This window comes from Pannonibacter sp. Q-1 (assembly GCF_054073275.1).
The window spans coordinates 686,631-700,285 of the sequence record NZ_JBSXNB010000001.1 but is presented as its reverse complement, the minus strand read 5'-3'; the positions used below and the strand labels follow the sequence as shown (position 1 = coordinate 700,285).

Genomic DNA, 13,655 nt, shown 5'->3' with positions numbered 1-13,655 from the left:
CGGGGGATTTGTGCTTCAGTCTGCTCCTGTCCTCAGATGCTGAGGCAGAGGTATTTCATCTCGGTGTAGTCCTCGAGGCCGTAGCGGGAGCCTTCGCGGCCCTGGCCGGACTGTTTGATGCCACCGAAGGGGGCAACTTCGGTGGAGATGAGGCCGGTGTTGATGCCGACCATGCCGTATTCCAGCGCTTCGGCGACGCGGAAGATCTTCGACACATCGCGCGAGTAGAAATAGGAGGCGAGGCCGAATTCCGTGTTGTTGGCCATGGCGATCACGTCCGCCTCGGTCTTGAAGCGGAAGAGGGGCGCGACGGGGCCGAAGGTCTCCTCGCGAGCGATCTTCATGGCTGGCGTCACGTCCGTCAGCACCGTCGGTTCGAAGAACAGGCCGCCGCGCGTGTGGGCCTTGCCGCCCAGCATCACCTTGGCGCCCTTGGAGGTGGCGTCGGCGATGTGATCGTTGACCTTGGCGAGGGCAGCATCATCGATCAGCGGACCGGCATTCACCCCGTCCTCGAAGCCATCGCCCACTTTCATGGCCGAAACCTTGGCCGCCAGCTTTTCGGCGAAGGCATCATAGACATCCGCATGCACATAGATGCGGTTGGCGCAGACGCAGGTCTGGCCGTTGTTGCGGTACTTCGAGACCATGGCGCCCTCGACGGCGGCATCCAGGTCGGCGTCCTCGAAGACGATGAAGGGCGCGTTGCCGCCCAGCTCCAGCCCCAGCTTCATGATGTTGTCCGCGCCCTGACGCATCAGGATGCGGCCGACCTCGGTGGAGCCGGTGAAGGTGAGCTTGCGCACTTTGGCGTTGCTGGTGAATTCCTGGCCGATGGCGGGCGCATCGGTGCCCAGGATCACGTTGTAGAGCCCGGCGGGCAGGCCCGCGCGCTCGGCCAGAACGGCGAGGGCAAGGGCGGAGAGCGGCGTTTCGGCGGCAGGCTTGGAGACCATGGCACAGCCGGCTGCCAGCGCCGGTGCGAGCTTGCGCGCCAGCATGGCATTGGGGAAGTTCCACGGGGTGATGGCCGCCACCACACCCACCGGCTGGCGGATGATGATGATGCGCTTGTCCGGCTGGTGGCCGGGGATGGTGTCGCCATAGACGCGCTTGGCCTCTTCGGCGAACCACTCCATGTAGGAGGCGCCATAGAGGATTTCGCCGCGCGCCTCGGCCAGCGGCTTGCCCATTTCCATGGTCAGGATGGTGGCAAGGTCATCGGCATTGGCGACCATCAGGTCGAAGAGCTTGCGCAGCACGGCCGCGCGGTCCTTGCCTGTGCGGGCCGCCCAGGCGACCTGTGCGGCATGAGCGGCGTCGATCGCCTGCGCGGTTTCCTCGCGGCCCATGTCCGGCAGGGTGGCGATGACCTCGCCATTGGCCGGATTGGTGACCTCGAAGGTGGCGCCACTTTCGCTGGCCGAGCGCCAGGAGCCGTTGATATAGGCCTTGTCGGTGACGAGCGAAGCGTCCTTCAGGCGGGACAGGAGAGAGGTGGAAATCGTCATGGTTCAGCCTTCCTTCGCGCTGAGAAGCGCGGCTTCGAGAATGTCCAGCGCCTCGCTGAACACATCATCGGGAATGGTGACGGGCGCAAGGAAACGGATGACATTACCGTAGACGCCGCAGGTGAGCAGGATCAACCCGCGCTCCAGTGCCTTTTCGCGCACCCGGTTGGTGAACTCTGCGTCCGGTGTCGAGGTTCCCGGAATGTTGAACTCCACCGCATTCATGAAGCCGGGGCCGCGCACATCGGCGATCTGCGGAATGCTGGCGGCAAGGCCGGAGAGGCGCTGCTTCAGCCGGTTGCCAAGGCTGACGGCGCGTTCGCACAGGCCCTCTTCCTCGATCACTTCCAGCACGGCAAGACCTGCGGCAACGCCAATCGGGTTGCCGCCATAGGTGCCGCCAAGGCCGCCGGGGGCAGGGGCATCCATGATCTCGGCGCGGCCGGTCACGGCGGCAATCGGGAAACCGCCGCCAAGGCCCTTGGCCATGGTGGTGATGTCCGGCACCACGCCGTAATGCTCCATGGCGAAGAGTTTGCCGGTGCGGGCAAAGCCGGTCTGCACTTCGTCGGCAATCAGCAGGATGCCGTGCTTGCGGGCGATCTCCTGCAGCTTCTCCATGAAGGCGCGCGGCACTTCATAGAAGCCGCCCTCGCCCTGCACGGGCTCGACGATGAAGGCGGCAACGCGCGCCGGGTCCACATCGGCCTTGAACAGCTTGTCGAGCACGGAGAGCGAATCCTCGACGGAAACGCCATGCAGCTCGACGGGGAAGGGCACGTGGAACACGTCCGGCATCATGGCGCCGAAACCGGCCTTGTAGGGCTGCACCTTGCCGGTCAGCGTCATGCCCATGAAGGTGCGGCCATGGAAGGCGCCGGTGAAGGCGATGACGGCAGGCCGGTTCGTGGCGGCCCGGGCGATCTTGACGGCATTTTCCACCGCCTCGGCGCCGGTGGTGACGAAGATGGTCTTCTTGGCAAAGTCGCCGGGCACGGCGGCATTCAGCTTCTCGGCCAGTGCCACGTAGTTCTCGTAGGGCACGACCTGGTGGCAGGTGTGGGTGAAGCTGTCGAGCTGCGCCTTCACGGCCTCGATCACCTTCGGGTGCCGGTGGCCGGTGTTGACCACGGCGATGCCTGCGGCAAAGTCGATGTAGCGGCGGCCTTCCACATCCCAGATCTCGGCATTCTCGGCCTTGTGGGCATAGACCTGCGTCGTCACGCCGGCACCGCGCGAAATGGCAGCGGCCCGCCGGGCCGCGATCTGAGAATTCTGCATCTTCATCTCCAGACAGGGCGGACCTCGTGAAAAATGCCAGTCCGCATCACCGGAATAAAACTCTACATTTTTTCTGTAGAGTTGCAATCCCGCCTGTGCCACTTTTTATACCAAGGCTCTGAGATGCTGACGCATCACGCCTTGACAAGGCTCAGGCGCCGCACGGGCTTGACCAACTCTCGATGAGTCAAGCCCATCGAGAGTTGGTATGAGTGCCTTGAAGATTCGGAACAGCGGAGCGGCGCAAGGCCATGACAGAACCGGTGCGTTTCAAGATCGCCGAAGCGGCACGCATGGCCGGTGTGTCCGCCTCCACGCTGCGGCTGTGGGAGAGTCAGGGCCTGATCGAGCCGCTGCGCACGGACAAGGGCCAGCGGCTCTACAGCGAGGCCCATGTGGAGCAGCTGAAGAAGATCAGCTGGCTGCGGCAGGAAAAGGGGATCAATCCGGCAGCCATCCGCGAGGGGCTGGCGGAAACAGTTGGCAAGCCATCCCGGCAGCGCAAGGCCGCCCGCCGTGCCGCTGTGCCGCAACTGGGGCCGAAGTTCCGCCATCTGCGGCGCGAGGCCGGGCAGACGCTCGGACAGGTCAGCGCGGCCATTGGCGTGTCGTCTTCCGTGCTGTCCACCTTCGAGCGCACCTCGCAGGGGCTGTCGTTGAAGGCGCTGCGCGATCTAGCCGGGCATTTCGGCACCACGCTGGCAGCTCTTACGGGCACTGAAGGCAACAGCACGGGCGAGTCACTGGTGCGCAGCGGCACCTGGGCCAGCTGGCCGCCGACGGCCTCCGGTGTGGTGGTGCAGGTGCTGGCGGAAGGGCCGTTCCAGATGGAGTGCCACCGCTTCGTGCTCGCCCCCGGCGCGTCGAGCGAAGGCGCCTATGCGCATGAGGGCGAGGAATTCGTCCATGTGCTGTTCGGGGCGCTGGAAATCATTCTGGAACAGGACCGCTTCATCACCTTGCAGGCGGGCGATTCCTTCTACTTTGAAAGCCGCCGCCCGCATTCCTGGCGCAATCTCAGCGGCGGCGAAACCGTGCTCCTGTGGGTCAACACTCCGGCGTCGTTCTAAGGCAGATCAATCAACAGGGAGGCCGGGAGGGAGCGGCCAGTGTGGTGGTGGGTGGTGCCGCCCCCTCCCTTCCCGAACGGGTGTTACCGCCCGCCGGTCAGCATGCGGTAGCGGTACTGGTCCGCCACCACGGCAAGGATGAGCAGCCCGCCCAGCAGGACCATCTGCATGTAGGAGCCGATCTGCATGATGTTCATGCCGTTCTGCACCAGCACGATGAAAAAGGCGCCCAGCACCACATTCTCCACCCGGCCGATGCCGCCGCGCAGCGACACCCCGGCGATGACGCAGGCGGCGATGGATTCCATGGCAATCGTTCCGCCCAGATTGGTCTCGCCGCTTTCCACCCGGGCCGTCAGCAGGATGCCGGCGATGGAGGCAAGGGCGGCGCAGATGAGATAGGCGATGAAGAGCGTGCGGGCGGTGTTGATGCCGGACAGCTGCGCCGCCTTGATGTTGCCGCCGATGGCATAGATGCGCGCGCCCGTGCGGGTGCGGTTCATCAGCACCCACATCACCGCAATGGCAACGAGCGCCACCAGCACCGGCACGGGAACGCCCGCCACCCGGCCGAAGCCGAAGAGGTCGCCGAACTCATAGGGCAGGTTGCCGACCGGAACGCCGCCGGTCAGAAACAGGGCGGCGCCCGCTCCGGCCGATTGAACGCCCAGCGTCATGATGAAGGGCGAGACGCCGAATTTTGCGACGCCAAAGCCGTTGACGGCGCCAATGGCCAGCGCGGCAGCAAGGCCGGCGAGAAGGCCGGGCAGGATCACCAGCCAGCCGGCATCGGGGAAGATGCCGGCCAGATGCACCATCATCATGGCCGAGACCACGGATGTCATGGCGATGGCGGTGCCGACCGCCAGATCAAAGCCGCCGGTGATGAGCACCGTCATCTGCCCCAGCGACACAAGGATCAAATAGACCGACTGGCGGGCGACGTTGGTCAGGTTGCCAAGCGTCAGGAACTGCGGCGAGGCGAGGGTGAAGATCACCACGGCAGCGGTCATGAACAGGGGCAGAACCCCGGTGCGCAGGAAGGTTTCCCGCGCAAACGAGCCTGCGCGGCTGGGCAGCGTTCTGGCCGCCATGGGGGCGGTCCCGGCGTCGAGCGTCATGCGGCATGCCTTTCGTTGCTGAAGAAGGCGCGCAGAACCGCCTCTTCGGAAATCTGGGTCTGATCAAATTCGGCGGAGATGCGCCCTTGCGAGAAGACGATGAGCCGGTGAGCGAGATGCATCACTTCATGCAGGTCGGAGGAGATGACGACGACCGCCTTTCCCGCTTCCGCCACCTGCTTGATGATGCGGTAGAGCGCGGCGCGGGTGCCCATGTCGACGCCGACGGTCGGCTCGTCGAAGATGTAAATCTCCCGGTCTTCGGCAAAGCCCTTGCCGAAGAGGATCTTCTGCTGGTTGCCGCCGGAGAGGCTGGAGGCCATGCGGCCCATATAGGCATCCGCCAGATCCACCTTGCGGCCAATGCGGCCTGCCTCCGCCGACAGGCGGGAGGGGGAGAGCAGACCGGCGGTGCTGCGCATGTCGGCCCGGTCCATCAGCGCCAGTTTCAGGTTGTCGCGGGTGGTGGCACCCAGCACCAGGCCTTCGCTCTTGCGGTCCGAGGGCAGGTAGAAGATGCCTTCGCGCAGCAGGCGGCGCACCGGCTGCCCCGTCACATCCCGGCCCTTCAGCCGCACCTCGCCCGCCTCGATGCGGTTGAGGCCCAGCATAGCGCGGAAGCAGCGGGACTTGCCCGAGCCGACCAGGCCGGCGACACCGAGAACTTCGCCCTGCCGGATATCAAGATCCACGCCCGCAACACCCCAGGCATGAAGGCCGCGGATGGTGAGCACGGGTTCAGGCGCGGCGGCGCGGGTGATGGCCGGATAGATCTCGTCCACCGGGCGGCCCGTCATCATCTCCACCAGCGCCTTTTCGCTGATGCCCTTTGCATCCACCGTACCGATCAGCCGCCCGTCGCGCAGCACGGTGATGCGGCTGGCGATGGCCTGAAATTCCTGGATGCGATGGGAGATGTAGACGACACCCACGCCCTCCGCCACGGCGGAGCGGATGAAGGCAAAGAGCCGTTCCGTCTCGCGCTCGGTCAGGGAGGCGGTGGGCTCGTCCAGAATGAGAATGCGCGCCTTGCGGTGCAGTGCCTTGGCGATCTCCACCATCTGCTGCTCGGCGCGCGAGAGCGACAGCACCCGTCGGCTCACGTCCACATCGAAGCCGAGGCGGGCGAAGAGGGCGCGGGCCTCGCGCCGCATGGCCCGCCGGTCGATGAAGGGGCCGCGCCGGGGCTCATCGCCCAGATAGATGTTCTCGGCCACCGTCATGGTGGGCACGAGCGAAAATTCCTGAAACACCGCGCCGACGCCTGCGGCCTGTGCATCGCGCACGCCTGCAAAATGCACCGGTGCTCCGTCAATACGGATCTCTCCGGCGCTGGGCTGGTTCACGCCGGCCAGGATCGAGATGAGGGTGGACTTGCCCGCGCCGTTCTCGCCGAACAGCACATGCACTTCCCCCGCTTTCAGCGTGAAATTCACGCCATCAAGAGCTTTCACGCCGGGATAGTGCTTGGCAATCCCGGTCATCTCGACCAGAGGCTTCCGTTTCACGGACATCTGCCATTCTCCTTCAGGACTGTGCCTGTGGTGTCTTCCGGGCTGTTGCGGAACCTGTTTCCCCGGCGGGGCTTCTCCGCCCCCCTCCCCCTGGTGGGGAGGGGGGCGGCTGGCGTCTTCCCGGAAAGCAAACGCGTCCTTGCGGGCGGAGTTCGAACCTGATGTATGAATCCGCTGATCATTGAGGGGAGGTGAGGCGCTATGTCACCAATTGCGCCTCACCATCCGCATCACTCCACCGTAAACACCGGCTTGAAGCCGTCCGGGGGCAGGATGCTGGTCTTGGAGACGGTGGCGATGTTGTCCCCGTCCACCACGAAGATCTTCGGGCCGACGTGCTGGATCAGCTCCTTGCCTTCGAGGGCGCGGACGGCCTGGTCGATGGCGATGCGGCCCTGAATGACCATGGAGTCGGCGGGGGCGGCAGCGATGAAGCCGCGCTTGATGCCCTCATAGACGCCCGGCGTCATGTAGAAGGCGAGAAGGTCCACCTTGCCCTGCAGCCCGCGCTCGCGGATGAGGCCCTGTGCGGCTTCGGCGGTGACCGCGGTTCCGGCGATGTAGCGCACGTCCGGTTCGGCCTGCAGCACGTCTTCCACCAGCTTCAGCTGGGCTTCCTTGCCGGTGTCGCCATATTTGGGATCCAGAATGGTGAGGCCGGAGTCCTTGACCGCCTCCATGAAGCCCTTGTTGGCCGCTTCCACCCAGCCGGCGCCTGCCGGGCCGGGGAACCAGCCCACCTTCACCGGATCGCTGCCCTTCGGATGCTTGGCGGCAAGGTATTTTCCGGTCTCGAAGCCCATGGTGTAGAAGGAAACGAGGGATTTGGCCGTCAGCTTGGGCGAGGACATGCCGTTGACGACATCAATGACCGGAATGTTCTTCGCCGCCAGTTCCGAGACGAGGTTATTGAGCCCGTCATAGGAGATGGCGCCGATCACCACCGCCTGCGCTCCGCCGGCGACGCAATCCTCGATCTGCGAGATTTGCTTGGCGAGTTCCGTGTAGCCGCCCGCTTCCACGAGCGTCATCTTGACGCCGAGATCCTTCGCCTGTTCGGCAACGCCATAGTCCACGCCCAGCCAGTAGGCATCCTTCATGTGCGGGAAGGAGACGCAAATCTTGTAAGGCTGGCTGGCCTTTTCGAGCGGCGTGTATTGCACGTCAGAGGGCGTGCCGTCCGCCGAGAAGGCAGGGGTGATCTCGGTGGCATCATAGGGATACCAGGTCTCCGCCAGAGACGGGGCCATCGAGGCAAGCAGGATCATTGAGGCCGAAAGCCCCTTGAAGGCAGTGCGTGTCATGTTGTCTTCCCCGGTTGAAAGGTTGCGTTTTGTTTTTGTTATGCGAAGTCAGAAAAGCGCCCTGATGCGGCCGATCAGCTCTGCCCGTTCCCTGCGGGCTCTCAGGGCGCCCTCCATGTCCACCTGGACAAAGCGGGTGGGGGTGTTCGGCTGCAGCTGGCCGATAAGGTCCATGTCCGCCGAAATCACCGTGCCCACCATGAAGTAGCCGCCGCCCGACACCGCATCGCGGTGCAGGATGATCGGCTCGCTGCCGCTGGGCACCTGAATGGAGCCATAGGGGTAGCAACTGTCGACGATGTTGGACGGGTCCGAGCCTGCGCCGAAGGGCGGCTGGCGCGGTACGAAATCAAGCGGGCGTCCGCCGCGGAAGCGGTAGCCCATGCGGTCGGCCTCAGGCGCCACCTTCCACTCATCGGCAAAGAAGGCGTGCTGCGCCTCTTCCGTGATGCGGTGCCAGTAGAGCCCCGGCAGCACGCGCAGCTGTGCCGGGGTGCCCGGCTTGCGGCGCAGTTCTTCCGGAATGGTCCGCCCGTCCGTGCTGGCTCCGGCTTCCCCAACGGGCAGCTCGTCACCGGCGGCAATCGCCCGGCCCTGGAAGCCGCCGAGGGCACCGATGGCATAGGTCGAGCGGCTGCCGAGCGCCAGCGGCACGTCGATGCCGCCCGACACGGCGATGCAGATGCGGGCGCCGGATTTCAGGAAGTCGAAGCTGAGCACCTGTCCGGCCTTCACCGCAAAGGCGGTCCAGCCGGGCCGGGCCTCGCCGTCGAGCTTCACTGGCATGTCCGCACCGGTGACGGCAACGGTCACATCGCGGGTGAACTCCAGCTTGGGGCCGATGAACACTGCCTCAAGACCGGCAGCCCCCTCGTCGTTGCCCACCAGCAGGTTGGCCGCTCGCATGGCCAGCCGGTCCATGGTCCCGCCAATGGGAATGCCGAGATGGAAATATCCGGGGCGGCCGAGGTCCTGAACCGTGGTGGCAAGGCCGGGATGGAGAACCTTAATCGCCATAGAGGACGCCCTCCAGTTTCTGGTTGTAGCCGTCGATGTCCTTGCTGAATTCGGTGAGATCGAAGCTCACCTCGCGGACCGGCGGGGTGAAATGCCCCTTGGCCACCTCTTCCACCGCCGTGTCATAGCCATCCCGGTCCACCGGCTTGAACTTGACGATGTCGCCCGGGCGGAAGAACACCATGAAGTCCTTGAGGTAGCTCGTCTCCTGCGCCGGGTCATAGATCGGCATGGGCGTGATGCCGAACATCTGGTAGCCGCCTGCACCGCGCACCGAATAGATGCAGCCGAAGCAGCCGCCATGGCCCACGGTCAGCCTTGGCGTGTCCGTGCGCGGGCGCAGGTATTTCGGCACCTCGATCTGCCGCTGCCGCTCCACCATCTGGTACATGAAGGGCAGGCCCGAGACGAAGCCGACCATGGAGACGAACCAGGGCGAGCCGGAATGGGCGGCGATGAAATCGCTCACCGTGCCATAGCCGTTGATCCGGGCGGCATAGTCGAGGTCTGTGCCTGTTGGGTCCTGATGGCGCTCGCGGAAACGCATCAGCGTCTCATGCGTCCAGGGATCGTTGTAGAACACCGGGATCTCGACGATGCGGGTGCGGATCACCGGCTCGGCTTTGGCGGCGGCAGCCTCGATGGCCTTCACCTCGCGCATGAGGTCGTCCGGATGGATCACGTCCGGATTGAACTTCACCTGAAACGAGGCATTGGCCGGGCAGATTTCCGTGACGCCGCTGATGCCCGCATCGCGGATGCCATTGGTCATGGACAGGGACTGGAAGAAGGCATTGAGGGACATGTCCTCGCTGCATTCCACGAAGAGGTGCTCGTCACCGCCGAATGTGTAGCGCATCGCCATTACGCAACCTCCTCAAGTCCGGCATCCGGCTGGAAGCTCTCTTCGAGCCAGGGTTCCAGGAAACGTGTGTGAACGGCGCCCGTCTTCACGCTGTCATCGCGGCACAGGGCCAGATGCAGCGGCACGGTGGTGGCCAGACCGCCGATCTTCAGGCCCTTGAGTGCCTGTTCCAGCCGGGTCATGCAGGCCGCCCGGTCCGTTCCATGCACGATCAGCTTGCCGAGCAGGGAATCGTAGAAGGGCGGCACCGTGTAGCCCTCGTAGAGCATGGTGTCGAAGCGGATGCCCTCGCCCTCCGGCACGGTGAGGCTGGAGATGGTGCCGGGGCCGGGGACGAAATTGCGGGCCGGGTCTTCCGCATTGATGCGGCATTCGATGGCATGGCCCGACAGGCGGATATCCTCCTGCCGCTGGCTCAGCTTTCCGCCGCCCGCAATGCGGATCATCTCCTGCACCAGATCAACGCCGGTGATCATCTCGGTCACCGGGTGCTCCACCTGAATGCGGGTGTTCACCTCGATGAAATAGAAGGCGCCTGCATCCTCGTCATAGAGATACTCGACTGTGCCCGCGCCCTTGTAGCCAACCGATTTTGCGAGCGCGACAGCACTGGCGCACAGGGCATCGCGGATATCAGCCGGCAGGCTGCAGGAGGGTGCTTCCTCCCAGACCTTCTGGCGGCGGCGCTGCAATGAGCACTCCCGCTCGAACAGGTGGATGGCGTCCACCCCGTCGCCCAGGATCTGCACTTCCACATGCCGGGCGCGCTCGATCACCTTCTCGATGTAAAGCCCGCCATCGCCGAAGGCGGCCTTGGCCTCGGCAGAGGCCAGCGGAAACTGGCGCTCGAACTCTTCCATGCTGGCGGCAATGCGGATGCCGCGCCCGCCGCCGCCTGCTGCGGCCTTGATCATCACCGGAAAGCCGGTGCGGGCGGTGACGGCACGGGCGGCCTCGATATCCGCAATCAGCCCGTCGCTGCCCGGAACGGTTGGCACACCGGCAGCCGCTGCCACCTCGCGCGCCTTCACCTTGTCGCCAAGCAGGCTGATGGCTTCGGCGCTGGGGCCGATGAAGATCAGCCCCGCATCGGTGACGGCCTGCGCGAAGGCGGCATTCTCGGACAGGAAGCCGTAACCCGGATGGATCGCATCAACGCCGGCCTTCTTGGCGGCGGCCACCACACGCTCGATGTTGAGATAGGACTTGGCGGCAGACGGCGGGCCGATATCGACGGCTTCATCCGCAAGCTTCACCGCCAGCATGTCCGCATCGGCAGCGGAGTGGACCTGCACGGTGCGCAGGCCCATGGCCTTGGCCGCCTTGACGATCCTGACGGCGATCTCGCCCCGGTTGGCCACAAGGAGGGAGCGGATCGTCATGTCTCGACCTCGGCCAGAACCTGCCCCGCCATCACCGGCTCGGCATCTTCCACGTGGAAGGTGATGTTGCTGCCGGACAAGCCTGCCGGGATCTCGTGGAAGGTCTTCATCACCTCGATGAGGCCGATCACATCCGCCTCGCCAACGCTGGCGCCATCCTGCGTGAAAGCTGCCGCATCGGGGGAGGGCTTGCGGTAGAAGATGCCCGGAAGGGGCGATCTGATCTCGATCTTGCTCATGCGCTTCTCCGGAAGGTTTCTTTTGCGAGTTCAGAGACGGGAATGATCTTGATGCCGGCGGCCTTCAGGCCCTCGCGCATGGCCAGGCCGATCTCCTGCGCGCCCAGCGTGTCGGAATGGAAGCAGATGGATTCGAACGGCACCTTGATGTCGGTGCCGGTGACGGTCGTCACTACGCCCTCCTTGCAGGCGCGCACCACCTTGCGGGCAATGGCTTCCGGGTCGGGCCGGCCCACGTCGCGGGTGAAGACGATGGAGCCGCTGTCGTCATAATCCCGGTCGGCATAGAACTCGCGGATCACCGGCTGGCCCGCCTCAAGCGCAGCGGTTTCGGTGGCCGAGCCCGACATGCAGAAGACAAAGGCGTTCGGCGCCACGGTCTGCATGTAGGTCATGAACAGCTGGGAAAGCTCGGTGTTGACCGCCATCTCCATGTAGAGCGCGCCATGCGGCTTCACATGCTGCAGGCTGGCACCATGGCGGCGGGCGAATTCACGCAGCGCGCCGACCTGATAGATGATGTCGTTCAGCAGCTCGCGCGCCGTGCCGTCGATCCGGCGGCGGCCAAAGCCCTTGAGGTCGTTGTAGCCGGGATGCGCGCCGATGCCGACGCCATGCTCCACGGCCATGCGCACGGTGCGGTCCATCAGGTTGGGATCGCCTGCATGAAAGCCGGTGGCAATGTTGGCCGAGCTGATCAGGCCCATCAGCGCGGCATCCTCGGTATCGCCGATGCGCCAGCGGCCGAAGCCCTCTCCCAGATCACAATTGATGTCGACAGCTTCGAGTGCCAATGTCCGCCCTTTCACCGCCTGCCTGCGTTTTGAGCAGGAAGGTGGGGTGCCTCTGTTTTCGTCATAGATGACGCTAGGCGAAAAAAGAGCGTTTGAAAATTTTTATGTTTTGCGCTTCTCTATCTGAAAAGAAGAAGAGTCGTGCTCACGCAGCTGGGGAATTAGAGAATAAAAATCAACAAGATGCCGGATCATGAGCAAAAATTGACAGCTCGTTGCTCAAGATGAAGGCGGTCTCATCTGAAAATCAGATGAGTTGTGATTGGAAAATACGGGAGGGGTACAATCATGTCGATCAGCCTGAGGCAGATCCGCTACTTTGTGGCGACGGCAGAGCAGGGGCAGGTGTCGCAGGCGGCCATTCATCTGTCGATTTCCCAGTCGGCAGTAACGACGGCGATCAAGGAACTGGAGCAGATTGTCGGCTCGCCGCTGTTCGAGCGGGTGTCCCACGGCATGGAGCTGACGGAGGCCGGGCGGCAGTTCCTCTCCCACGCCTATGAGATCCTGCGCAAGGTGGAGGAGGCGACGCATCTGTCGCTGACGGGCAGCGAGCTGACCGGGCGGCTGACGGTGGCTGCCACCTACACGGTCATGGGCTATTTCCTGCCCCTGCATATCGAGCGGATCCGCCGCCGCCTGCCGGGGCTGGATATTCAGCTGCTGGAGATGAACCGGGAGTCCATCGAGGAGGGGCTTCTGACCAACCGGCATGACATTGCCGTGCTGCTGACCTCCAACATTCTCAATCCGGAACTGACCACGGAAAAGCTGATGAGTTCGGCCCGCCGCCTCTGGGTGCCGGGCCAGCACCGGCTGCTGTCCGCGCCCTCAGTCGGCCTCAGGGAAGTGGCGGAAGAGCCCTACATCATGCTGACGGTGGATGAGGCCTCGCACAGCTCGCTGAAATACTGGAGCCAGTCCGGCTATCAGCCGCATATCACCTTGCGCACCTCGTCGGTGGAAGCGGTGCGCTCGCTCGTCGCCAATGATCAGGGCGTCGCCATCCTCTCCGACATGGTGCACCGCCCCTGGTCGCTGGAGGGACGGCGCATCGAGACCATCAACCTGCGCGATCCGGTGCCTTCCATGGATGTCGGCCTTGCCTGGCGCAAGAACGCCGAATTCACCCCCGCCATGGCCGCCATCCGCCGCTATTTCCGCCAGACTTTCCACCTGCCGGGGTGAGGGGCACCAGAAGGCTGGTAAGGGAGGTGTAAATTATAATTTACACCTCCGGCCGCTGGCACTATATTTCTCTCATGATCGAAGTCCGCCAGACAGCCGTCTTTCGCGGCTGGTTTGCTGAGTTGAAAGACTTGCGCGCCCGAAGCCGGATCGCCAGACGGATTGCCGCCGTGCAAAGTGGTTTATTGGGCGATGTAAAATTCTTCGATGGCATAGGCGAGCTTCGTATCGATTATGGCCCGGGCTATCGCGTTTATTTCGTCCGCAAGGGTGCTGTGGTGATCATCCTGCTGTGCGGGGGAGACAAAGGCAGCCAGGCCCGCGATATCCGTAAGGCCAGGATGATGGCTGCGGATCTGGAGGAATGAC

At 64.2% G+C, this 13,655-nt stretch carries 13 protein-coding genes; 3 read left to right on the top strand and 10 right to left on the bottom strand.

The genetic code is table 11. From position 1 onward, the window contains the following. Positions 1–32: 32 nt before the first annotated feature. Complete coding sequence (locus tag ACVNHC_RS03195; RefSeq protein WP_122519288.1) at positions 33–1,511, bottom strand: NAD-dependent succinate-semialdehyde dehydrogenase; 1,479 nt, start codon at positions 1,509–1,511, stop codon at positions 33–35. Between the two features lie 3 nt (positions 1,512–1,514). After that, complete coding sequence (locus tag ACVNHC_RS03190) at positions 1,515–2,792, bottom strand: 4-aminobutyrate--2-oxoglutarate transaminase (protein ID WP_457166412.1); 1,278 nt, start codon at positions 2,790–2,792, stop codon at positions 1,515–1,517. A gap of 251 nt (positions 2,793–3,043) precedes the next feature. Between ACVNHC_RS03190 and ACVNHC_RS03185 the strand changes: the two genes are divergently transcribed. Next, complete coding sequence (locus tag ACVNHC_RS03185) at positions 3,044–3,862, top strand: MerR family transcriptional regulator (RefSeq protein WP_457166411.1); 819 nt, start codon at positions 3,044–3,046, stop codon at positions 3,860–3,862. A gap of 83 nt (positions 3,863–3,945) precedes the next feature. On the opposite strand, the gene ACVNHC_RS03180 is transcribed toward ACVNHC_RS03185, so the two are convergent. The 8 genes from ACVNHC_RS03180 to ACVNHC_RS03145 all read right to left on the bottom strand — a co-directional run bounded on the left by ACVNHC_RS03180 (position 3,946) and on the right by ACVNHC_RS03145 (position 12,098). Beyond that, on the bottom strand, positions 3,946–4,956 hold the full coding sequence (locus tag ACVNHC_RS03180) for an ABC transporter permease (RefSeq protein WP_457166410.1): 1,011 nt from the start codon (positions 4,954–4,956) through the stop codon (positions 3,946–3,948). A 23-nt stretch (positions 4,957–4,979) separates the two neighbouring features. Further along, positions 4,980–6,497, bottom strand: a complete 1,518-nt coding sequence (locus tag ACVNHC_RS03175; protein ID WP_457166409.1) for a sugar ABC transporter ATP-binding protein — start codon at positions 6,495–6,497, stop codon at positions 4,980–4,982. 230 nt (positions 6,498–6,727) lie between these two features. Beyond that, entirely contained in the window at positions 6,728–7,801 is a 1,074-nt protein-coding gene (torT, locus tag ACVNHC_RS03170) for a TMAO reductase system periplasmic protein TorT (RefSeq protein ID WP_058897974.1), read from the bottom strand. Between the two features lie 48 nt (positions 7,802–7,849). After that, positions 7,850–8,818: a 5-oxoprolinase subunit C family protein gene (locus tag ACVNHC_RS03165; protein ID WP_457166408.1), complete on the bottom strand. Its 969-nt coding sequence runs from the start codon at positions 8,816–8,818 to the stop codon at positions 7,850–7,852. Then, positions 8,808–9,683, bottom strand: coding sequence for a 5-oxoprolinase subunit B family protein (locus tag ACVNHC_RS03160; RefSeq protein WP_119396592.1), 876 nt, complete (start codon positions 9,681–9,683; stop codon positions 8,808–8,810). Before ACVNHC_RS03160 ends, ACVNHC_RS03165 begins: the two co-directional genes overlap by 11 nt. Beyond that, the gene (locus ACVNHC_RS03155; protein WP_457166407.1) at positions 9,683–11,065 is read right to left on the bottom strand and encodes an acetyl-CoA carboxylase biotin carboxylase subunit; all 1,383 of its coding nucleotides are present in this window, start codon (positions 11,063–11,065) and stop codon (positions 9,683–9,685) included. Before ACVNHC_RS03155 ends, ACVNHC_RS03160 begins: the two co-directional genes overlap by 1 nt. Beyond that, positions 11,062–11,304, bottom strand: coding sequence for an acetyl-CoA carboxylase (locus tag ACVNHC_RS03150; RefSeq protein WP_119396593.1), 243 nt, complete (start codon positions 11,302–11,304; stop codon positions 11,062–11,064). The genes ACVNHC_RS03155 and ACVNHC_RS03150 overlap by 4 nt, the downstream gene beginning before the upstream one ends. Further along, positions 11,301–12,098 carry a 5-oxoprolinase subunit PxpA gene (locus ACVNHC_RS03145; protein ID WP_019963362.1) on the bottom strand — a complete coding sequence of 266 codons (798 nt, stop codon included), beginning with the start codon at positions 12,096–12,098 and terminating at the stop codon, positions 11,301–11,303. The genes ACVNHC_RS03150 and ACVNHC_RS03145 overlap by 4 nt, the downstream gene beginning before the upstream one ends. Before the next feature lie 288 nt (positions 12,099–12,386). On the opposite strand from ACVNHC_RS03145, the gene ACVNHC_RS03140 reads away from it, so the two are divergent. Continuing rightward, positions 12,387–13,286, top strand: a complete 900-nt coding sequence (locus ACVNHC_RS03140; protein WP_050472156.1) for a LysR family transcriptional regulator — start codon at positions 12,387–12,389, stop codon at positions 13,284–13,286. 74 nt (positions 13,287–13,360) lie between these two features. Further along, a complete protein-coding gene (locus ACVNHC_RS03135; RefSeq protein WP_094462423.1) occupies positions 13,361–13,654 on the top strand; it encodes a type II toxin-antitoxin system RelE/ParE family toxin in 294 nt (97 codons plus the stop codon). The last annotated feature ends 1 nt before the right edge of the window (position 13,655 follow it).